Source organism: Staphylococcus sp. NAM3COL9 (assembly GCF_001431205.1).
Lineage (GTDB): Bacteria > Bacillota > Bacilli > Staphylococcales > Staphylococcaceae > Staphylococcus.
On the sequence record NZ_LGPC01000014.1, the window covers coordinates 239,809 to 262,503 of the forward strand.

Genomic DNA, 22,695 nt, shown 5'->3' on the forward strand with positions numbered 1-22,695 from the left:
ACCAAATAAAAAGCCACCAAATCCTCCCTTAGGAAAATCTAGCAGCTCTTAAAATAGGAAGCATTGTCCCTAGTATTATCTTGTAGCGTCACGTTATCGATACAGTCTTAATCAGACTAAATCAAATTACATATCTGCAACAAATTTATTTTAATCTTCAAATATAAAGTCTTCATTTTTTAATGCTTCAACATTCAACGCTAAAGTGTAACCATCACCTTTAACTGAGAAAAAGTCATGATTTTTCGTTGAAGTATCTAACGCATTTTCAATAATTGGATTAAATTCATTTTCTTCAAAGTATGAATCAAAGCCTAAATTAGCTAATGCTTTATTACCATTATATCTAACATAATTTAGCACATCTTCGGCTATACCTAATTCATCATATAATGAATGTGTGTACGCTACTTCGTTTTTATACAAGTCATCTAACAACTTATACATGTCTTGATCTGCTTGTTGTTTTTCACTTTCTGACAGTTCATTACGCATACTTTGTGCATCCATACCTGTAAATACACCGTGTATAGATTCATCTAATAAGATTTTACGTATAATTTCACCAGATGTTGTCATTCTTCCTTGTCCTGCAAGGTAAAGTGGATAATAGAAACCAGAATAGAATAAGAATGTTTCTAAAAATACACTTGAAACACGTGCCATGTATTGATCATATACAGACGCATCTTTGCCCCAAAGTTTGTGGTAGTTATTTATAATTTTATCTGATTTATATTTTAAATGCGGTTCTTCTATAACCCATTTATCTAATAAATAGTTCGTTTCACTAGAAGGTAGTAACGTTGTAAAGATATGTGAATAACTTTTAGCATGGACTTGTTCCATCATACCCATAAATGAGTAGACTGCTTTTTTACGTAAATCCGTTGTGTGTAACATGATAAGTGGCATACCGTCATCTGCTTGATGTGTATCCAATCCTGTTAAACCTGCTAAAGCTTTTTTGAAGGCGTTCTTTTCTGCGTCAGATAAAGTCTTCCAACTTGCAATATCTTTGGATACTTTAAATTCTGTTTCTACCCACATTTGTGAAATGTTTTGTCGCCAAAACATATTTGTCATGTCTTCTTGCGTATTCCAATTGACTGCTTTCATTTAGATAAATTCCCCTATCCAGTAAAAATTTAATTAAGCAGTGATTTACAGCCTAATCTATATAAAAGACTAGGCTGCTTGTAAAAAACCACTTTGCTTATCCGTTACTTAAAATCCTATATCGAACAACTTGTACATTCTTCAACGCTCAACAATTTATTTCTAGTGTAATATAACGATTTTAATCCTTTGTGATGTGCGTAAACATATAGTCGAGATAGTTCACGTGTAGATATTTCTGAATTAACATAAAGAATTGTAGAAATACCTTGGTCCACATGTGTTTGAATCGTTGAGATTAAATCAATTAATTTCATTTGATCTGTATTAAATGCTGATTTATAGTACCACATTGTTTCTGGTGATAAGAAAGGCATAGGATAAAATGTTTCAGCATTACCATAAGTACGACGTTCAATTTGATCGACAATCGGCATCACAGAGCTTGTCGCATTTTGCACATAAGAAATACTTTGCGTTGGCGCAATCGCTAAACGATATGCATGGAATAAACCATTTGCTTCAACTTCTTTTTGCAATGCTTTCCAATCTTCTGGGGATGGTATCTCTAAACCATCAAATAATTTGCGTACTTTTTCAAATTTCGCTTCGAATGTTTGTGAAGTATAGAATTCAAAATATTTACCATTGGCATAATCTGATTTATCAAAGTCTTTATAAGTTTCTTGTCTTTCTTTAGCAATTTCCATTGAACGTTCAATAGAATAATAATTCATCATCATAAAGAAGATGTTAGCAAAGTCTTTTGCTTCTTCAGACTCATAGCCAATTTTATTTTTCGCTAAATAACCATGTAAATTCATTACACCTAAACCAACTGAATGTAATTCACTATTTGCTTTTCTTACACCTGGTGCGTTTTGAATGTCTGCTTCATCACTTACTACAGTTAATGCATCCATACCTGTGTGTACTGAATTCTTGAATTTACCTAATTCCATTACGTTAACGATATTTAATGAGCCTAAGTTACAAGAGATGTCACGGTTAATTTCATCTTCTGTACCATAATCGTTAATGATTGAAGTTTCTTGTAATTGGAAAATTTCAGTACATAAGTTACTCATTTTAATTTGGCCAATGTTTGAGTTTGCATGAACTTTATTAGCATTATCTTTAAACATTAAATAAGGATAACCAGATTGTAATTGTGTTTGAGCAATTGTATTTAACATGTCACGTGCATCTTTTTTCTTTTTATCAATGTTTGGATTTGCGACAAGTTCATCATAGTATTCATCAAGATCAATATCATCTAATGTCACACCATACTCTTTGTAGATTGTATGTGGCGCAAACATGTGGAAGTCTTTACCTTCTTTTGCTAAATCAAAGAATTTAGACGGCACAATTAAACCTGTTGATATTGTAGATAAACGTAAATCTTCATCAGCGTTTACTTTTTTCGTATCTAAAAACTCTTCAACGTCATGGTGGAAGATATTTAAATATACTGCTCCAGCGCCTGGGCGTTGTCCTAATTGATCTGCGTAACTAAAACCACCTTCAAGTGATTTCGCAACAGGTAATACACCTTTGGCTACACCTTTAATACCTTTAATTGCTTCACCACGCGCACGTAATTTAGACAAGTTAATTGCAACACCGCCACCAATTTTACTTAATTGTTTGGCTGTAGAATCTATAAAGTTGATAGAGTTTAAACTATCGTCTGCCTCAAGTAAGAAACAAGATACAAGTTCTCCACGACGTGCACGTCCAGCGTTTAAGAATGTTGGTGTTGCAGGTTGATAACGTTGTTCAACCATTGCAGAAATAAACTGTTTAGCTGTGGCTTTGTGTCCATTTGCTAAATATAATGCAACGATTGCTACGTGTTGCTTGTAGTCTTCTAAATATTGGGTTTTGTCATTCGTTTTCAATGCATAATCTTTGTAAAATTTACTTGCGGACATATAACTCGCAAAAGTAAATGGAATGCTTTTAGCATATTTAGTAATTTCTTCTAGGTCTTCTACTGAATATTTTGCAAATACATCAAAATAGAAATCATTATCAACGAGATAATGAAGACGTTCAAGTTCAGAATCAAAATAAATCGTCGTATCCTGTACCTCTTCTAGATAGACTGTTAATGCTTCTTGGTCTTTTTCCAAATCAAAAAAGCCATTCTCTTTACGCTTGGTAACTTCGTTATTTAATTCAATATGATTGTATTTCTTCTCGTCCATAATCTTCATTGAAATGCCCCACCTTGTCTTTAAATTCGCTTATATCGTTCGTTGTGCCATGTAATTCAAACTTCATTAATAATGGAACATGATATCGTTCCGAAATAGATCGTCCAGCTTTTGCAAAATTTTGACCCCAGTTTCGGTTTCCGCTAGCTGCAACAGCTTGTAATAAGTCGTGATTAATATCTAAAAATGACTGAACAGGTGGCGGTACTTCACCAAACCCTATTGTTCCAGTGACCAATATGAAAGGCTCATCCATCCTATCAGAACAATTATTTTGTGTGATTTCCATTACGTTGGTAAGTTCAGTTCGCTTTATGAATCTACGCACATTGCCAGAAAATGAAAAATATACAACCTTCATCGGATCACCTACTTTCTAAAATATATTTATCTTATTATGATAAAATCATGTATCATATTTAAATGCTTAAAGGCACTTTGAAAAATCAAAATAACTTAGCTTATAGAAGTAACCACAATATATAGTGATTTTTATATCTATATGTAGTTATGTAAAAACTCAATAATTAAGTATTAATGCTTGATTTGTCATATTTAGAAGCCTAAAACAGTGTGATTTTACATAAATTTTGATTTATTATAAATTAATTGACTACGTACTAAAACACTATATATTGTGTTTCGTCCTGGTCATCAATACTATATTATGTGTTTCATTATACATAACTCAGAAGATTATTAAAAGGCTTTTATTTATGACAAAATATTGAATTATCAATAGAAATGGCACCAATTCAACCTTAACGTGATGTTCACGTCACGAAAAATATTTTTTTGTGTTTTTAAGGTTTGATTATTTGCTTTTCATAAAAATCTTGCAATGCTTGGTGTGTCGTCTTTTAAACAAAATCACTTTATAAATTGTGCGAAATACAATGTACAACTACCATATATTACATTCTTATAAGTAAATGATTTGGCTTTATAAAACAGAACGTTTGTTCGTATTTATATCTTAATATATTTCCCTTCAACTTTCAACCATATATACATCTTCAAAGTATATATGCTAATATGAATACGTTAAAAATTAAAAATTGAGGCGATACATGTGAATCCTAAAGTTAAAGGTATCATTGCTATCTTAGTTTCAGCAGTTGGCTTTAGTTTTATGACTGTCTTCTTCCGATTAGCCGGTGACTTGCCTGTATTTCAAAAGTCTCTCGCTCGAAATTTAGTAGCAATGTTTATACCGCTATATTTTATTTTAAAATATAAACAACCCTTATTTGGTAAATTAAGTAGTCAACCCTTATTAATTTCTCGTTCTACATTAGGTTTGATTGGTGTGTTACTTAATATCTACGCTATCGATCATATGCTTTTAAGTGACGCAGATACATTAATGAAGCTCAATCCATTTTGGACGATACTACTAAGTATTATCTTCTTAAATGAAAAAGTGAGAAATTATCAATTTGTAGCTATGATTGTGGCTATTTTTGGTATGTTGTTTGTTGTTAAACCAGAATTCTCCTCCACTATGATTCCTGCTTTAGGCGGATTATTCTCCGGTATTTTTGCAGCAAGTGCTTATACATGTGTCAGAGCATTGAGTACACGTGAAGCACCTTATACTATTGTTTTTTATTTTTCATTCTTTTCCATTATAGTATTAATACCTTTTACGATATTTACATTTGAACCAATGTCTATGATGCAAGTTGTTTATTTAATCGGTGCAGGATTAGCTGCTGCAGCAGGGCAAATCGGTATAACATTGGCCTATAGTTACGCGCCAGCTAAAGATATTTCAATATTTACGTATGCATCTATTATATTTACCGCAGCATTTGGATTTATCTTATTCGGTGAAACACCTGATTCACTTGCTATCTTAGGCTATATTATTATTATAGGTTCCAGTTACTATATGTTTGAAAAAGCACGTCGGCAACCCGTTACAATTCAAAAGGAAGAACAAAAACCTAAACGCTAAAGGAGCGATATGCAATGACTGAAGGACGCAATAAAGAAGAGTTAGAAGATATTACGTTATTAGGTAATCAAAACAATAAATATGATTTTGATTACCGACCTGATGTTTTAGAATCATTTGATAACAAACACCCAGGACGCGATTATTTTGTGAAATTCAATTGTCCAGAATTCACATCATTATGCCCTATTACGGGGCAACCTGATTTTGCAACAATTTATATTTCTTATATTCCTAATATTAAAATGGTAGAATCTAAATCTTTAAAGCTTTATTTATTTAGTTTTAGAAACCATGGTGATTTCCATGAAGATTGTATGAACATTATAATGAACGATCTAATTGATTTAATGGATCCACATTATATTGAGGTTTGGGGCAAATTCACGCCACGTGGTGGTATTTCAATAGATCCTTATACAAACTATGGTCGTGCTGATTCTAAATATGAAAGAATGGCAGAACATCGTTTAATGAATCACGACCTTTATCCAGAGAAAATAGATAATAGATAATAGATTACGATTTTTTAAATCTACGCATCACTTACAATCATTGAAATTTTAGGGCATCAATACATGTCTGTCATCATTAAACCATCGACTAAGTCTTATGATTTAGTCGATGGTTTTTTGTATCCTTTTTGTGGTCATAAATCACTAAATCACTAAAATTTAACATGATATTTTCACCCTATTTCCATACTTTTTAAATGTATAGTGTAAAATTTACTTTGATTTGAATAATTCAGGGACACACTTGTTTTTTTTATGAAAACAGTATAGAATAAATCCAACCATTTAAGGGGAGGGAAATTATGAAAAAAGATAATCATAGTCACGAAGAAATCATGAAAAGCATTCCAAACAAAGGTTTCTTCGGACATCCAAAAGGACTAAGCACACTATTCTTGACTGAGTTTTGGGAGAGATTCAGTTATTATGGTATGAAAGCCATTTTGATTTACTATCTATATTATAGTGTTGCTGATGGTGGTTTCGGCCTTAGTCAGGCTGTTGCTATGCAAATTGTTGCTATATACGGAACTTTAATTTATATGTCTGGGCTTATCGGAGGATGGATTGCAGACCGGATTACTGGAACGCAAGATGCTATCTTTTATGGTGGGATCCTTATCATGTTTGGACATATCCTATTATCAATTCCGGGTAATTTAATAGCCGCAATGATAGCTTTAGCTCTAATTATCGCAGGTACTGGGTTATTAAAACCAAATATCTCTACTACTGTTGGTGAATTATATGAACGCAATGATCCAAGACGCGATGCAGCATTTACATTGTTTTACATGGGGATTAATTTAGGTGCTTTACTTTCACCTTTAATTACTGGAGGATTACAAACTAGAATTGGCTTCCACGCTGGCTTTTTAGCAGCAGCAATTGGAATGTTTATTGGTCTAGTTGTTTATGCAATCAAACGTAAAAAGAATTTGGGGTTAGCTGGGCGTAACGTGCCAATCCCGTTAACAAGACCAGAAATCAAAAACTTCGTATTTATTACTGCTGGTGTTATCGTTTTATTCTTAATATATTTATGGATCTTACATTTAAACAATGCCCTAACGTTAGGTAACTTTAGTTTCTTAATTACATTGTTAGGTATTGTATTACCGGTATACATATTCCTTAATATGATATTAAGTAAAAATATAACAAAAGATGAACGTTCACGTGTTTATAGTTATGTGCCTTTATATATCACTTCCGTTGCTTTCTGGATGATTCAAGAACAAGGTTCAACGATACTTGCAACATTTGCTGATAAAAAAACGCAATTAGAAATGTCTAAATTAACAAATGGTTTAATTGATTTTTCAATACCTGCAGCATGGGCGCAGTCATTAAATCCAATTTTCATTGTGCTCTTAGCTCCAATTTTCGCAACACTTTGGATGAAATTAGGGAAATATAACCCGCCTACTGTACATAAATTTGCTATCGGTACGATTATCGCGGGCATCTCCTATTTAATTATGATTATTCCATTAGCTACAGGTAACGCGTTAATTAACCCATTATGGCTTGTACTTAGTTTCTTACTAATTACGATTGGTGAACTTTGTGTCTCACCAGTAGGTTTATCTACTACTACTAAACTAGCACCATTAACGTTCACCGCACGTATGATGAGCCTATGGATGCTAAGTAATGCAACTGCGCAAGGGCTTAACGCTCAACTTGTTGTTGTCTATACAAAGATAAATCAAAGTGATTACTTTATGTACTCAGGCTTTATTGCTGTATTAATTGGTATTCTATTACTGATTATTTCGCCAAAAGTAAGACGCGCTATGAAAGGCGTTTACTAAAAAATTAAAACTAAATACGATCTAAAAAGTAGTGGCACTTCATTGTGCCACTACTTTTTTGCGTACATCGCCAGCATAAATAACTTTAACTCAATTTTAATATTCAAAATTAAAATTAAACAAAATAACTCGTAAAAAATAACTGAATTTTCCAAATATTGTTATTGTGAGAATATTATTGAAATTTAGTTTTATTAAGCGTAAAATCTATTTTATACATTTTTTATTGGGAGCAAGAAAGGATGGGAATTTTTTATGCAAAATCAGGACAAAACCCATGACCAAGCCGTTCAATCCGTTCCACAAAAAGGATTCTTTGGCCATCCGAAAGGTCTAGGGGTTTTATTTTTCGTTGAATTTTGGGAGAGATTTAGTTATTACGGGATGCGCGCGTTACTTATCTTTTATATGTATTTCGCAATCAAAGACGGCGGACTCGATATGGACAAGGGTACTGCACAGTCAGTCATGGCCGTTTATGGTTCTTTAATCTATATGACTTCAGTACTTGGCGGTTGGATATCTGATAGAATCACTGGTACACGTTCAGCCACATTTTACGGTGGCGTATTAATCATCATTGGTCATATATTTTTAAGTTTACCGTTAGATATCGTTGGTTTATTTATATCTATGTTCTTTATTATTGTGGGTTCAGGATTAATGAAACCAAGTATTTCTAATATTGTAGGTAGACTATATCCTGAAAATGATACACGTATGGATGCTGGATTCGTTATTTTCTATATGTCTGTAAACTTAGGTGGACTACTTTCACCATTAATATTAGATCAATTCGTTAAATCAGGCGATTTCCATGCTGGTTTCTTAATTGCTGCAGTAGGTATGGCATTAGGTTTAATTTGGTATATGATCTTCAATAAGAAAAATATTGGCAATGTAGGAACGAAACCTACGAACCCTTTAAATCAAAGTGAGAAAAAGAAATACGGTCTAATATTCGCAGCTGCAACCGTAGTTATTGCAGCCGTATTAATCATCACTGGATTAACTGGAACACTTTCATTTAACATTGTAAGTATAACTGTATTGATACTTGGGGTCGCATTACCTATCATTTACTTTACAATTATGATTCGTAGTAAAGAAGTTACATCTGATGAGCGTTCACGTGTAATTGCCTTCATACCGTTATTTATTTTAGGTGTGGTTTTTTGGTCAATTCAAGAACAAGGTGCTAATGTGCTTAACATTTTCGCTCTTGAGAGTAGTGATATGTCATTAAATATATTTGGATGGACAACAGATTTTGGACCAACCTGGTTCCAATCTATTAACCCTCTATTCATCGTATTACTCGCTCCAGTACTTTCAATTATTTGGGCTAAAATGGCAAGACGTCAGCCAAGTTTAGCTACAAAATTTGTCTTAGGTGCGTTTTTAGCAGGTGCTTCTTACATAATGATTGGCTTAATTGGCATTTCATCCGGTGGTGCAATGATAAGTGTAAACTGGATTATCTTGTCATATGTTATTTGTGTTATTGGTGAATTATGTTTATCACCTACTGGTAATAGTGCAGCAGTAAAACTTGCACCTAAAGCCTTCAACACGCAAATGATGAGCTTATGGTTACTCACAAACGCCTGTGCTCAAGCCATTAATGGTACTTTAGTAAAACTTATCGAACCACTTGGCTACAAAAATTATTTCCTATTCCTAGGAATAATTGCGATTATAGTCAGTCTAATCATCCTTGCCTTTGTACCAAAAATCATCAAAGGTATGCGCGGTGTTAAATAATAGTTTAATGATTTGAGTTGTCACAGTAGCTGTCTGATATCTAGTCAGTCCTATGAAAGCGGAAGAGAAATCAAATTTGATTTCTCTTCCGCTTTCTTTTTTATTTATTTTTGTTGAAAATCGGGTAAACTTAATAGGTAAATCAAAATTCTAAGAAATATGGTGAATAAATTGACTCAATCAAAATTTAAACACGGCGTATTATTTTACCATGAACACTCAGGTATAAAAGATATTTATAGAGGTCTCGGTGATGTTACCTCATCACTTACAACATTTTGTAAACATCTATCTATCCAATTAAGTGAAAATGAAGGAGACATTATTACTTATTGTAAAAAAATAAAAGAACAAAGTTACAGTGATGATGTAGATATTATCTTTATTTTAGGCGGTGATGGCACGGTAAATGAACTCATTAATGGAATGATGCAAAGTCAGCTGGATATCCCAATCGGTATTATACCCGGAGGGACTTTTAATGATTTCGTGAAAACATTAAATTTACATCCACGTCATAAAGTTGCAAGTGAACAACTCCAAGAAGCAGAACTAAAATCTTATGATGTTATGAAAATTAATGGTGAATATGCTTTAAACTTTGTAGGCATGGGGCTTATTGTACAAAATGCCGAAAACGTACAAAACGGAAACAAAGATGTCTTTGGTAAACTAAGTTACGTTGGTTCTACAATGAAAACATTACTTAACCCAGAACACTTTGAGTATAGAATAACTGTCGATGAGAAAGAAATCGAAGGTAATACCACAATGCTTGTAGTAGCGAATGGCCCCTTCATAGGTGGCAGTCGTATACCTTTAACCGATTTATCCCCTAGTGATGGTTACTTAAATACGTTTATATTCACAGAAGAAAGAACAAGTGTATTAAACGATGTGTTTAAGCAACGTGACAGCATGAATTGGAATAATATGACCGATGGTATTAAACATGTATTAGCGAAGAAAATCACCATCGCTACGGACCCACAGATGAAAGTTGATATTGATGGTGAAGTTGACTTAAAAACGCCACTTCAAATCGAAGTTGTGCCAAACGCAATTCAAATACTGACACTTCCAGAAGATAAACAAGTCGACAATACTGAATCAAAATAATTAAACTTTTACATTATGATTTAAATTACAAGCAATCACATATTTTAAATAACAAAACACCAATCCATCAAAAAATGAATGGATTGGTGTTTTGTTATATCTTATATTTAAAACTCATATTTCAAACACAAACACTTGAAAGATTAAATGTTGTACTCACTATCTCCTAGGAAATAACGCTCAACATCTTTCCAATTATTCACACGATCAAATCTGTCATCGTTAATATTGTGCGTTGCAGTATATATAATCGGTGTGCCTGTAAAGATGCTTAGCTGTCTAGGATTATCATCAATTAAATAATCCGCTTTAACAATGTCTTTTCGCCCACAAAATACAAAATGCTGAGGGTCTAAAAATGGAAAGAAGTGTCTTAACCAATCATATTTATCATGGAATGAAGTCGGTACATCCATTGCTGCAGTTGCGATATATACATCATAATGTTCTGTTAGTTTTTTAACGACATCTTGTGCATCATCCATAACTTGTAATCTTCTGAAAAAGCCAGGTTCTCTTAAAATTTCTGTTAGTAGTCCATCATGCTCTGGCATTGCATGTCTCAACTTTATACCATCTAACATTTCATATGTAATTCCTAAATCCGTACGTTTATTCACGTCTTCAAGTAATGCACCTACTGTATCAGCAAGTACCTCATCCATATCAATAGCAATCGATTTTCTCGTCATTTACTACACTACTCCCTTTTCAATAGCTTCAATCTTATATATAGCCAACATTCTATGTGAAAAGTGACTGTATATAGCTCCTATCTTCACTTCTAAGTATAGCAAATAACATTCAACTAAACCAAAATTGTACTTATAAATATAATTCAAACCATGTTAAATACTATCTATATAATACCTCATAGCATCTTAATGAATCGCGTTATTATATTTAAAATTTCATACATATTTTAGTATTGTTGAACGTATCCTCATGCATTATGATTAAAAGTCAAAACTTTTAAGTACTTCAATCATTTTATCATTTTGTTCTGGAAAACCAATTGTCACTCGAATCCCTTTAGGAAATTCTCTCGTAATACAGCCAACATTTAAAAATGCTTCATATAAATCATGTGGTTTATCTGTATTGATATAGACAAAGTTTGTTTGGCTTGGATAAAATCTATCACTAACAGCTAATTCAAAGAATTTTGATCTCTCTTGCGCGTTCTGTTCGCGAATAGATGCTAAGTATGCTTGATCTTCTAATGCTGCCAACGCTGCATATTCAGATAAACGTCCTACATTAAATGGCGGACGTATAATATTCCATTTTTCAATCGCTTCTTTAGCTGCAACTACATAACCAATACGCATGCCTGCTAAGCCATACGCTTTAGAGAATGTACGTAATAAAAACGCATTGGTAAATTGTTCTTGTAAGGTTAATGTATCAGGGAAATCCTCAGCAGTTACAAATTCTACATAGGCTTCGTCTATAATTACTGGAACATGACTTGGTACACGTGTTAAGAAATGTTGTAATTCCTCATGCGTAAAATAAGTGCCTGTTGGATTATTTGGATTACATAACCATACGAGTTTCGTATCATCATCAATCTCTGCTAAAATACCTTCCAAGTCAAAACATCCATCTTGCATAGGTACTTGTGCTACATTTGCAGCTTCTACGGTTGCATTATGATAATACTGTCCAAATGTCATTTCGCTTGTTACTATTTTATCTCCAGGAGTAAGTACCGCACGTGAAATCATTAAAATGACTTCGTCTAGGCCTGCCCCGAATAAAATGCGTGATGCATCAACATTTAAGTAGTTACTGATTGCTTCTTTGATTAATGGAGAACCGGTTTCAGGATAAAATTGCAATTCATCTAAATGTGCTTGAATCGCTTCGTTAACTTTTGGTGACGGACCATATAAGTTTTCATTTGAAGCTAATTTATATAGTTCACCTTCAATCCCGTAACTTTCTTTCAATGCTCTAGGCGATAAACCTGGTTCATATGCTGATAATTGTTCAATTTGCTTTTTCATTGTTGCTTCGGGCCTCCTTAAATTTACAGAAATTTCAAAACTTAATAACTATTATAAACCCAATAATAGTTTAAAATCAATCTGTCCTCATCAAACCGTTTCGTTTGTAAACAATAAAACACGAGTTCAGATTAATTAAGCGCGCATTATTCCTATCGCTCATCATCCGAACCCGTAAAAAAATGGTTAATGTTTAATCTATTAAATTATGCTTTTCTAGATATGCTTTTGCAACTTCATACGGGTCTTCTTTTTTCACAGTTACATCGTAGTTCATTTGTTGCATTTCTTCATCTGAAATTTTGCCTGCTAATTTATTTAGCGGTGCTTTAATTTCGGGATTTTCTTCTAAATAAGATTCTTTAAACATAGGCGCACCTTGATATGGTGGAAAGACATATTTATCATCCTCTAGAACAACCATATCATATTGTTTTAATTCTGCATCTGTTGAATATGCATCTATTAAATTGATATCGCCACTTTCAATCGCTTGATAACGTAATTTAGGTTCCATCGTTTTGACGTCTCCCAAATTAAGGTCATATGCTTTTTTAACAGATGGATATCCATCTTCACGATCATTAAATTCTAATGTAAAGCCAGGCTTAATTTTGCCACTGACTTTATTTAAATCACCAATCGTTTTAATATTATGCTCTTTAGCAAAGTCTCTTTTCACTGCTAATGCATACGTATTATTGTATTTCATTGGTTTTAACATCGTCATATCAAATTTATTTTCTAAACTAGATTTAGCTTGTTCGTATACTTTGTCTTCTTGCTTAGACTTTAGATTTTCTTTCGTTAATTCACCGAGCACTGTTCCTGTAAACTCAAGATAACCATCTATATCATCTGATTTTAGGGCGTTAAATAAGAATGCTGTTTTACCCAATCCGTCTTCAACTTCAACAGTATCATCAGTTTCTTCTTCAATTAAAATCTTATACATATTGGTAATAACTGAAGGCTCGGAACCAAGCTTGCCTGCTAAAGTCACTTTATCTCCTTTTTGAGCTAACATCGGACCAACTATAAACAATAATAAGATCAGTACGATGGCACCTAATGCAATCAGTAATTTTTTATATGACATTTTTTGCATAAAACGTAAGGCTAAATCAAATAAGATTGCGAGCAAGGCTGCTGGAATAGCACCAATAAGTATTAACGATGTATCATTTCTATCGATACCTAATAATATAATGTCACCCAAGCCACCTGCACCAATTAAAGCTGCTAATGTTGCAGTACCAATGATTAATACCATAGCTGTGCGAATACCCGCCATAATTACAGGCATCGCAATTGGCAATTCTACTTTACTCAAACGGCGTCCTGGTTTCATACCTATACCTTTTGCTGCTTCTATTAATGAAGCATCAACTTCGTTAATACCTGTGTATGTGTTTCTCAAAATAGGTAGTAGTGCATAGACCACTAAAGCAATCACCGCAGGTACTTTACCTATACCAAATAGTGGTATCATCAAACCGAGTAAAGCAAGTGATGGTATCGTTTGTAATATAGCTGCAATATTCATCACTACTTCAGAAAGTTTACGTGTTTTTGTAAGCAGAATGCCTAAGGGAACACCAATCAGTGTCGCTATTAATAAAGCAATAAAAGATATTTGCATATGTTCGAAAATCGTAGTTAATAGTTGACCTTTACGCTCTACAAGAGTATTAATGAATTCATTCATCCATTATGACCTCCTTTGCCTTCTGACAAAACTTTAAATATATCTTCTCGTTTTAACACATGTTGTGTGGAAGCTGCTTCGTCATCGACAATAATTGCTTCATGGTCAATTAAATACTCATAAATATCACGTACAAAATAATTACTTTGAACGACAGGATAACTTTCATGAGAGATATCTGATTTCTCGTTCGGTAAATTGCTAACCAGTTCAGATAATTTCATATCATTAATCGTGCGTTTTACTTTATCTCCCATAAACTGTTTCACAAAGGCATTTTTAGGATTTTTAATAAAACCTTCTGGCGTATCAATTTGTTCAACTCGTCCCTCATTTAATAAACATATACGGTCGCCCAGTTTCATTGCTTCTTGAATGTCATGCGTTACGAAAATAATCGTTTTTTTAATTTTTCGTTGTAATTCAATTAAATCATCTTGTAACTTTTCACGACTAATCGGATCTAGCGCACTGTATGGCTCATCCATTAATATCACTGGTGGATCGGCGGCCAAAGCACGTACCACACCTACACGTTGCTGTTGCCCCCCCGATAACTCATCTGGTTTACGATTTTTATATAATTCAGGTTCTAAACCGACCATATCTAATAATTCATCCACTCGTTGATTAATATCTTTTTCTTTCCACTTTTTCATTTGAGGCACTTGTGCGATATTCTCTTTGATTGTCATGTGTGGAAAGAGTGCGATTTGTTGCAGTACGTAACCAATATCCCAACGCATTTCATAAACAGAATAATCACTAACTGGTTTATCATTAAAATAAATATATCCTTCAGATAAAGATATTAAGCGATTGACCATTTTTAAGGTTGTTGTTTTTCCACAACCTGAAGGACCAATTAACACAAAAAATTCGCCTTTTTTTATATTGAAACTGATGTCATCGACTGCAATTTTATCACCATATTTTTTTACTACATTTTTAAATTCTATCACTTTGTCACCTTCACTTTACTACCCTCTATTTTTAAAAATTTGATTATATTCACATTTACCACAACTGTTCCCTATTTTCATATAATTCATGTATTTACCAAGCAATTTTCAAAAATTTTATTTTACTTCATTAAAACTTGTTTTTACAAAAAAAAGCGAAGTTAACTCAAATCAGAAATATACCTATGATTTTTTTACATAGTATATAAACTTTGAAATTAAACTTCGCAGTTATCGTTATATTTATTAAAAGTAGAAAGCGATGTGGAGATACAATAACTAAGTTGATTAAATCTTTGCTTTATATGATTGAATGGTTTCCAAAAACATTGGACAGTAATGTTTTAATTTGTAACTACCTACACCATCAATTAAAATCATATCTTGTTTTGATTCTGGCTTTCTTTTAGCAAATTCTTCTAGTGTAAAATCAGAGAATATACTTACTGGTGGAATGCTTAAGTCCTCACTCAGCTGTTTACGCACAGCTATAAGTTCATCAAATAATGCACGATCCACACCTTCAACAGTATTGATATTAACTTTTTCTGTAGTTTTGCGTTTAAATGGTGTCGTAAATATAGCCACTTGATCACTCAATAAACTTTTCACAGAGTTATCACAAGTTAATATCTCATCATACTCGTTTAAAAAGCCTTTAAATCTCAATTCATCAATAAGATGACTTAAATCTGATGTAGTATAGTTTTTCATAATACCATGTGTCGACAATTCTTTATAATCACAATAACGAATATAATCAGATTCTTCGCCTCTTAATACTTGTATAATAACGCTATAGCTTTCTTTCTGTTTCATACGTGCGATACAACTCACAATCATTTTTGCTTCGTTCGTCATATCGTACGTTTTATTTTCTCTTACACAATTACTACACTGTTCACATTCTTCAAGTTTTTCATTCGGCTCAAAATAATGTACGAGCGTTGCTTCTAAACACTTTTTAGTTTTTGTATAAAGTATCATTTTATTTAATTTTTCGCCCATCTTATCTTTATAATCATCATCTGCTTTCGAAGAAGATATGAAATACTGATGTAAGCCGATGTCACGTTCACTAAATAATAAAATACAATCACTATTTAACCCATCACGACCTGCACGACCTGCTTCTTGGTAGTATGATTCTAAATCGCCAGGCATATTATAATGAATAACGAACCTCACATTGGATTTATCGATACCCATACCAAAAGCATTCGTAGCTACAACTACGCGTACACGATCATAAACAAAGTCATTTTGTGCAGCTTCACGCTCTTTGTTCGATAGTCCACCATGATAAGTTGTACTCTTAATATCATTAATCGCTAACGCTTCTTGTAATTCTTCAACTTGTTTTCGTGTTGAACAATAAATAATGCCGGATTCTTTTTGATATTTTTTAACATATTCCAACACAAACTTTTGTCGTTGATATGTAGGATTGACCTGAAAGACTAAATTTCGACGTTTTGTACTTGTTTTAATCTCATCATTTTTATTAATATTCAAGCGATCCATAATGTCTTTTTGAACTTCAATTGTCGCAGTTGCGGTAAGAGCTACAATTGTAAAATCTTGTGGCAATGCAAATACCTTATGAATTACATCTCGATAACTCGGTCTAAAATCGTGGCCCCATTTAGAAATACAGTGCGCTTCATCAAAAGCAACTAACGGTATATTTAATTGTTGTACCATTTGAACAAAATAAGCATTATCGAAACGTTCAGGCGCCACATATAGAAATTGAAGTTCACCTTTTCTAAGTTGTGCCTCTATTTCTTTTTGTTGTTTCTGAGTTAAACTACTGTTTAAGTACGCCGCGCGTATACCCATGGCCTTTAATTGATCAACTTGGTCTTTCATTAGCGAAATTAACGGACTGATAACGATTGTCGTACCGCCCAACATTAATCCCGGCACTTGGTAACAAATTGATTTTCCCCCGCCAGTAGGTAATACACCTAGCGCATTTTGATGATTCATTACTTTTGTTATAATTTCTTTTTGACCTGGACGAAATGTATCGTAGCCAAAATAATGCGATAATGTTGATTCCATGTTAACAATCCCTCATTGTTATTTTAGTTCTTCTAGTTCACTCCATCTTGCCATATCATCTTCGTACGTCTGATTAAGACGTCGTTGTTCTTCATTTAATTCTTTGATTTTAGCATAATCTGAACTTGCTGCAACCATTTCTTCATCGATGGCTTCTAATCTTTGCTCAGTAGTTTCAATACGTTCAATAATCGTTTCATATTCTTGCTTTTCTTTAAATGAGAGCCCTTTTTTCTTATTCGTATTTTGTTTTACGTTTGTTTGCTGTTTCTGTTGCTTTTGTTGTGCTTGGGCTTTATCTTGTTCTTTTTTATATGCTTCATAATCTTCAAAAGTCCCTATGATACGTTCCATTTTTCCATCGTGAATATACCAATATTCTTGGGCTACTTTATTTAAAAAGTATCTATCATGACTTACTGTAATTACTGCACCACCAAATGTTTCAATATAATCTTCAAGTATTGTGAGCGTTTCAGTATCTAAGTCATTTGTTGGCTCATCTAATAACAAGACATTCGGCTGATGGACCAATAATCTCAACAGATATAGTCTTTTTTGTTCGCCACCTGATAATTTATATATTTTTTTACCGTGTGTGGAACTTGGAAATAAGAAGCGTTCAAGTAGTTGTGTAATTGAAACTGAAGTACCATCTTTTTCTTTAGCTACTTCACTTTCTTCTCTTAAATAATCAATCATCCTTATATCACGATCTAATCGCTCTTCACTTTGTTTAAAGTAAGCAACTTTTACAGTCTGCCCAATTTTCAAATTACCTTCGAAAGCTTGATCTTCTCCACTCAATATATTTAACAATGTTGTTTTACCAGCACCATTAGGACCAACAATACCAATTTGCTGACCACTTTGAATAATTTGAGTGATATCTTCGAATAGTGTCTTATCATCTATACGTTTCGTCAAAGCATCGAATTCGAAAACTTGTTTACCTAATCTTGAATAAGCAAGATTTAAAGATGCTTTACCTTGTTGATGTTGATTTTTGACATCTTGTTCTAAATCGCTAAATCTATTTTTACGCGCTTGTTGTTTTGTAGTTCGTGCTTTTACACCCGCACGCATCCAAGCAAGTTCTTTTTTATATAATGACTGTTGCTTCGATTGTTGCTTTTGTTCTATGATTTCATTTTCCGCACGTTGTGCAATATAAGCTTCATAATTTCCAGAATAAGTACGTAATTTTCCATGGTCTAATTCGATAATTCGTGAGGATACTTCATTTAAGAAATAGCGATCATGCGTCACAAATAACACCGTGTGAGGATATTGTTTCACATAATTGATTAACCAATTGATAGATTCAAAATCTAAGTGGTTGGTAGGCTCATCTAGAAGTAATAAATCAGGTTGTTCAATAAGTGTCTTCGCAAGACCCACTCTTTTTTGTTGACCACCTGAAAGCTCACTTATTTCTTTTGTCGTATCATGAATACCTAATTTAGAAAGTATCGTCTTGATTTCTGCACTATAATCCCATGCTTGATTCGCATCCATAGCATCTTGTGCTTGCATCATTTTTTGTAAATCTGACTCACTCTGGGTCGTACTATATTGATTCAGTGCAAACTCATATGCACGTATTACTTGAAGTGTTTCAGTTTCTGAGGTCAATACTGCTTCAAAAACAGACATATTTCGATCAAAATCTTGTTTTTGAGAAGAATAACGGATGCGATATGCATTGGGATGCGATATTTTTGCATCGTAATCTTCGTCTAGGCCTGCCATTACTTTTAACAAAGTACTCTTGCCAGTCCCATTTATACCAACGAGTCCTATTTTTTCTCCTTCAGAAATAGAGAGATGTAAATCATCGAAAATAGTCTTATCGGCATATGACTTATATAAATGTTCAATTTTGTATGCTTCCATCATTCTACATCCTTTTTAATATCGAATTTTTTAAATATCGAAAATAGTAATTATATCTGTTAAACTTAATTTCAGTTCTATATATTATACACCTTTTTGAACTCAAATGATACAAAGGAGAGAAGCTTATGTCGGAATTTTTCCAAAACTTACCTCCTTACATCCAAGCATTAATAGCTGGCCTCATCACATGGCTACTTACTGCATTAGGAGCAGCATCAGTATTTATTTTCAAAAGAGTTAACGATAAGTTACTGAACTCAATGCAAGGTTTCGCTGCAGGCATTATGATTGCTGCAAGTTTTTGGTCATTATTACAGCCAGCCATTGCTTATGGTGAAGGCACAGCATTCCCATGGTTGCCAGCTGCTATTGGTTTTTTATTGGGTGGATTATTTATTCGTGGATTAGATTTAGTTATTCCTCATATACATCCAAATACCAAAGACACCAAACAATTTCATGAAGGTGTAGGTACTAAAAAACTCAACAAAAACACATTACTTGTATTGGCAATTACGTTACACAATATTCCCGAAGGCCTTTCTATAGGTGTAGCCTTTGGTGGTATTATTTCTGGTAATGGCCAAGCAACATTTTTAGGCGCTATTGGACTAGCCATCGGGATTGGAATACAGAACATTCCCGAAGGTGCAGCCTTATCAATGCCAATACGCGCTGCAGGTGCATCAAGATGGAAAGCTTTTAACTATGGACAAGCCTCAGCCATCGTCGAGCCTATATTTGCTGTAGTCGGCGCTGCTGCGGTGATAATGATTACGCCTATGTTACCATATGCTTTAGCATTTGCTGCAGGTGCAATGATATTCGTTGTGGTTGAAGAACTTATACCAGATTCTCAGGCAAGTAATAATACAGACCTTGCAACGTTAAGCCTGATGTTAGGATTCACAATCATGATGATACTTGATGTCGCACTTGGATAAGGACGTAAATTTCATATTAAAAATGGTTTAAACATAAACCTAATAAGTAAATAAATAGCTATGGACACTCTAAAAAGTCCCATAGCTATTTTTGTGTCTCTTTTTTATATACATATGTACGCGAATTAATCTAACGTTAATGTTTAAAAGAGCCAACACACCGAGATTAGGTATATTGGCTCTTATATTTAACTATTATTTTTTCTCATTACCTTTTGGACCAGCCTTATATTCGTACTCAGAAGGTTTCACTTTATCGAAATCTGGATTGTCATAGAATCTCAATAAGTCACCGTTAATCAGATCATCACTCATTTGTAGATCTTTTTCAGCCTGTTGTTTACGATTTTCGAAATCTTTAGGTTTTTCTGTTACTGGTTCATTGTTTTTATTATCATAAATTCTACCATTAACATATTTATAATCTTTCGTTATAAAGTCACCATTTCTGAACGGCACCGTATTGTTATGTTCTTTCGATAACAAGTCTGTACCCATCATTAGGTAATTCTTAGTATCAATACCCATTAAATGAAGCAGTGTAGGCATAACGTCTGCTTGACCAGCATATGTTTTATCTATTGTGCCTTCCTTACCTGGTATTTTCAACCAGAAGCCTGTACGGTTTAAGTCAGTAAATTTAGCTGGTGTAATTTCTTCACCTAATAATTTTTCCATAGCTTTATTATGGTTTTCAGAAATACCATAGTGGTCACCGTAAATCATTATAACAGAATCATCATAAAGACCTTTTTTCTTCAATTCGTTAACAAATTCTTCTAATGATTCATCTAGATATCTAGCTGTTTGAACATAGCCATCTACAGTTGAATCTCCAGTATTTGGGGATTCTATTGTTGCATCCTCTGGAGATACAGTAAATGGATAATGATTCGTTAATGTTATTAAATGACTGTAGAATGGTTCTTTTTCTTTATCTAAGTAATTTGCTGATTCTTTAAAGAACTCTTTATCTTTAAGACCTAAGTTTTCAAGATTTTCTTCAGACATATCATAGTAGGTCGCATCATAGAATTTATCTACACCAAAGTGTCTATATACTTGATCACGGTTCCAGAATGTTTTGTAATCACCATGCATTACACTAGATGTATAACCTTGTTTTTGATCAAGAATTGCTGGTAGTGATTGGTAAGTGTTATCACCTTTCAATGAAAAGGCTGAACCTTGTGGTAAACCAAATAAACTATTATCCATTGTAAACTCTGAGTCTGATGTTTTACCCTGACCCGTTTGATGGAAGAAGTTTGGATAATATCTATAACCTGCATTACCTGATGACAATTTGTTTAAGAATGGTGTTACTTCTTCGCCATTCACTTTTTTATTAATTAAGAAAGTTTGGAAACTTTCTAAATGTATTTTTATAACATTTTTCTTTTTAGCTGCGCCGAAGTACTCTTGGTTCGGTTCAACTCGTTTTTGTTTCGAATAATTTAACACTTTAGTTAAATCATCTTCATTTGCTAAAGCTTTTTGCTGATTGTTTTGAATTGTTTTCACACCATCATAGACAGTGAAATTATATGGCCCTAAATATTTAACTAAATATTTGTGATCGAATGTACGTGTTAACAGTTCAGGACGGTCTGATTCAGCAAAGGCTAGATTTAGGAAGAATAAAGCAATTGCAGCTGCCATAACTACTGGTACAAACTTTTTACTGAATACACGTTTATCTATCCATTTTTGTTTAAATATCAAGATAAAAAGGTAAATGATTGTATCAATAAAATATACAAAGTCATACCATTTAAATGAAGCTGTGACTGCACCGCCCATTGAGTCAACATTTCCAACTTGATTCAATGTACTAAACGTTAGGAAATCAGAGAAGAATCTGAAATAAACAACGTTCGCGTATAATAGGAAAGTTAAAATAAAACCACCAATAAAGATGAACCAGAATGCTTTCTTCCCTTTAAAGAATAAGAAAATACTTAATAATAAAGCGATTAAACTGTATGGATTCATTAATAGGATTAGGTTCTGTACTAACCCTTTAACACCTAAAGAAAAATCAACATAATATGAAAAATACGTTTTAAATGCGACAGTAATCACGGTCAGAATAAAAAACGCAAAAAGAGTTAATTTCTTTTTGTGTAGACTCATGTTTGTTCCCCCGATATAGATTAATATAGGTTGGAAAATAATCCATACCTAATAAAAATTGGCAAAGTTACTGTGTTCAATATGTCGTTAGCGATGTTATTATCCCTAACTAAACAAAGGTCGTTATTGGCAAAAGTTATCTTCTTTAGGTTAAGTTCTTTAAAATCTTAAACAGTGGTGTATGTAATTTAAATTTCTATACACTAGAATTTTACTAGCTTATTCAATTACGAACTAAGGCTATAGTTTTTAAAATTTAAAGTTTTATTTATTCTAATTAGAAACTTTTTATTTGTCTAAATAGCGTAAATTACGTTAACTTTTTCGTTTATCGATTAACGTTATCTTCACAATTTTTATCGTTTTGTAACGTTTCCGTAACAAAACATATATAGTTCAATGTATAAATATAAAGCAATTTCGGTCAAATTTCAAGTAAAAACACACTTTC

Annotated in this window: 16 protein-coding genes; 6 read left to right on the forward strand and 10 right to left on the reverse strand. The window is 33.1% G+C overall.

What is annotated here, in order from left to right; all coding sequences use genetic code 11:
* Positions 1-150 precede the first annotated feature (150 nt).
* The 3 genes from nrdF to nrdI form a co-directional block, all read right to left on the reverse strand.
* A complete protein-coding gene (gene nrdF, locus ACA31_RS08280; protein WP_057512856.1) occupies positions 151-1,119 on the reverse strand; it encodes a class 1b ribonucleoside-diphosphate reductase subunit beta in 969 nt (322 codons plus the stop codon).
* A 116-nt stretch (positions 1,120-1,235) separates the two neighbouring features.
* Positions 1,236-3,341, reverse strand: a complete 2,106-nt coding sequence (nrdE, locus tag ACA31_RS08285) for a class 1b ribonucleoside-diphosphate reductase subunit alpha (RefSeq protein WP_057512857.1) — start codon at positions 3,339-3,341, stop codon at positions 1,236-1,238.
* A complete protein-coding gene (gene nrdI, locus ACA31_RS08290) occupies positions 3,304-3,702 on the reverse strand; it encodes a class Ib ribonucleoside-diphosphate reductase assembly flavoprotein NrdI (protein ID WP_057512858.1) in 399 nt (132 codons plus the stop codon). Before nrdI ends, nrdE begins: the two co-directional genes overlap by 38 nt.
* Positions 3,703-4,413: 711 nt before the next feature.
* Between nrdI and ACA31_RS08295 the strand changes: the two genes are divergently transcribed.
* From ACA31_RS08295 to ACA31_RS08315, 5 genes are all read left to right on the forward strand, one after another.
* Positions 4,414-5,301, forward strand: a complete 888-nt coding sequence (locus tag ACA31_RS08295; protein ID WP_057512859.1) for a DMT family transporter — start codon at positions 4,414-4,416, stop codon at positions 5,299-5,301.
* A 14-nt stretch (positions 5,302-5,315) separates the two neighbouring features.
* Complete coding sequence (queF, locus tag ACA31_RS08300) at positions 5,316-5,816, forward strand: preQ(1) synthase (RefSeq protein WP_057512860.1); 501 nt, start codon at positions 5,316-5,318, stop codon at positions 5,814-5,816.
* Between the two features lie 302 nt (positions 5,817-6,118).
* Entirely contained in the window at positions 6,119-7,633 is a 1,515-nt protein-coding gene (locus ACA31_RS08305; protein WP_057512861.1) for a peptide MFS transporter, read from the forward strand.
* A gap of 255 nt (positions 7,634-7,888) precedes the next feature.
* A complete protein-coding gene (locus tag ACA31_RS08310) occupies positions 7,889-9,397 on the forward strand; it encodes a peptide MFS transporter (protein ID WP_057512862.1) in 1,509 nt (502 codons plus the stop codon).
* A gap of 159 nt (positions 9,398-9,556) precedes the next feature.
* Complete coding sequence (locus tag ACA31_RS08315) at positions 9,557-10,516, forward strand: diacylglycerol/lipid kinase family protein (RefSeq protein WP_057512863.1); 960 nt, start codon at positions 9,557-9,559, stop codon at positions 10,514-10,516.
* Positions 10,517-10,659: 143 nt separating this feature from the next.
* Here the strand turns inward: ACA31_RS08315 and ACA31_RS08320 are convergent, their stop codons facing one another.
* The 6 genes from ACA31_RS08320 to ACA31_RS08345 all read right to left on the reverse strand — a co-directional run bounded on the left by ACA31_RS08320 (position 10,660) and on the right by ACA31_RS08345 (position 19,161).
* Complete coding sequence (locus tag ACA31_RS08320; RefSeq protein WP_057512864.1) at positions 10,660-11,208, reverse strand: 5' nucleotidase, NT5C type; 549 nt, start codon at positions 11,206-11,208, stop codon at positions 10,660-10,662.
* A 264-nt stretch (positions 11,209-11,472) separates the two neighbouring features.
* Complete coding sequence (gene hisC / locus ACA31_RS08325; protein ID WP_057512865.1) at positions 11,473-12,528, reverse strand: histidinol-phosphate transaminase; 1,056 nt, start codon at positions 12,526-12,528, stop codon at positions 11,473-11,475.
* A 193-nt stretch (positions 12,529-12,721) separates the two neighbouring features.
* Complete coding sequence (locus ACA31_RS08330) at positions 12,722-14,236, reverse strand: ABC transporter permease/substrate-binding protein (RefSeq protein ID WP_057512866.1); 1,515 nt, start codon at positions 14,234-14,236, stop codon at positions 12,722-12,724.
* Positions 14,233-15,198, reverse strand: coding sequence for an ABC transporter ATP-binding protein (locus ACA31_RS08335; protein ID WP_057512867.1), 966 nt, complete (start codon positions 15,196-15,198; stop codon positions 14,233-14,235). The genes ACA31_RS08330 and ACA31_RS08335 overlap by 4 nt, the downstream gene beginning before the upstream one ends.
* 288 nt (positions 15,199-15,486) lie before the next feature.
* Positions 15,487-17,265, reverse strand: a complete 1,779-nt coding sequence (gene recQ / locus ACA31_RS08340; protein ID WP_057512868.1) for a DNA helicase RecQ — start codon at positions 17,263-17,265, stop codon at positions 15,487-15,489.
* An 18-nt stretch (positions 17,266-17,283) separates the two neighbouring features.
* Entirely contained in the window at positions 17,284-19,161 is a 1,878-nt protein-coding gene (locus ACA31_RS08345) for an ABC-F family ATP-binding cassette domain-containing protein (RefSeq protein ID WP_057512869.1), read from the reverse strand.
* 128 nt (positions 19,162-19,289) lie between these two features.
* On the opposite strand from ACA31_RS08345, the gene ACA31_RS08350 reads away from it, so the two are divergent.
* Complete coding sequence (locus tag ACA31_RS08350) at positions 19,290-20,108, forward strand: ZIP family metal transporter (RefSeq protein WP_057512870.1); 819 nt, start codon at positions 19,290-19,292, stop codon at positions 20,106-20,108.
* A gap of 195 nt (positions 20,109-20,303) precedes the next feature.
* Here the strand turns inward: ACA31_RS08350 and ltaS are convergent, their stop codons facing one another.
* Positions 20,304-22,244: a polyglycerol-phosphate lipoteichoic acid synthase LtaS gene (ltaS, locus tag ACA31_RS08355; RefSeq protein WP_057512871.1), complete on the reverse strand. Its 1,941-nt coding sequence runs from the start codon at positions 22,242-22,244 to the stop codon at positions 20,304-20,306.
* Positions 22,245-22,695: the final 451 nt, after the last annotated feature.

What these genes read in the sequence shown, in the direction of transcription:
- ACA31_RS08305 (WP_057512861.1), top strand. Translation starts at nt 6,119, where the DNA reads ATGAAAAAAGATAATCATAGTCACGAAGAAATCATGAAAAGCATTCCA.
- ltaS (WP_057512871.1), bottom strand. Translation starts at nt 22,244, where the DNA reads ATGAGTCTACACAAAAAGAAATTAACTCTTTTTGCGTTTTTTATTCTG.
- ACA31_RS08345 (WP_057512869.1), bottom strand. Translation starts at nt 19,161, where the DNA reads ATGGAAGCATACAAAATTGAACATTTATATAAGTCATATGCCGATAAG.
- ACA31_RS08315 (WP_057512863.1), top strand. Translation starts at nt 9,557, where the DNA reads ATGGTGAATAAATTGACTCAATCAAAATTTAAACACGGCGTATTATTT.
- hisC (WP_057512865.1), bottom strand. Translation starts at nt 12,528, where the DNA reads ATGAAAAAGCAAATTGAACAATTATCAGCATATGAACCAGGTTTATCG.
- ACA31_RS08320 (WP_057512864.1), bottom strand. Translation starts at nt 11,208, where the DNA reads ATGACGAGAAAATCGATTGCTATTGATATGGATGAGGTACTTGCTGAT.
- nrdE (WP_057512857.1), bottom strand. Translation starts at nt 3,341, where the DNA reads ATGAAGATTATGGACGAGAAGAAATACAATCATATTGAATTAAATAAC.
- ACA31_RS08310 (WP_057512862.1), top strand. Translation starts at nt 7,889, where the DNA reads ATGCAAAATCAGGACAAAACCCATGACCAAGCCGTTCAATCCGTTCCA.
- recQ (WP_057512868.1), bottom strand. Translation starts at nt 17,265, where the DNA reads ATGGAATCAACATTATCGCATTATTTTGGCTACGATACATTTCGTCCA.
- queF (WP_057512860.1), top strand. Translation starts at nt 5,316, where the DNA reads ATGACTGAAGGACGCAATAAAGAAGAGTTAGAAGATATTACGTTATTA.
- ACA31_RS08330 (WP_057512866.1), bottom strand. Translation starts at nt 14,236, where the DNA reads ATGAATGAATTCATTAATACTCTTGTAGAGCGTAAAGGTCAACTATTA.
- nrdI (WP_057512858.1), bottom strand. Translation starts at nt 3,702, where the DNA reads ATGAAGGTTGTATATTTTTCATTTTCTGGCAATGTGCGTAGATTCATA.
- ACA31_RS08350 (WP_057512870.1), top strand. Translation starts at nt 19,290, where the DNA reads ATGTCGGAATTTTTCCAAAACTTACCTCCTTACATCCAAGCATTAATA.
- nrdF (WP_057512856.1), bottom strand. Translation starts at nt 1,119, where the DNA reads ATGAAAGCAGTCAATTGGAATACGCAAGAAGACATGACAAATATGTTT.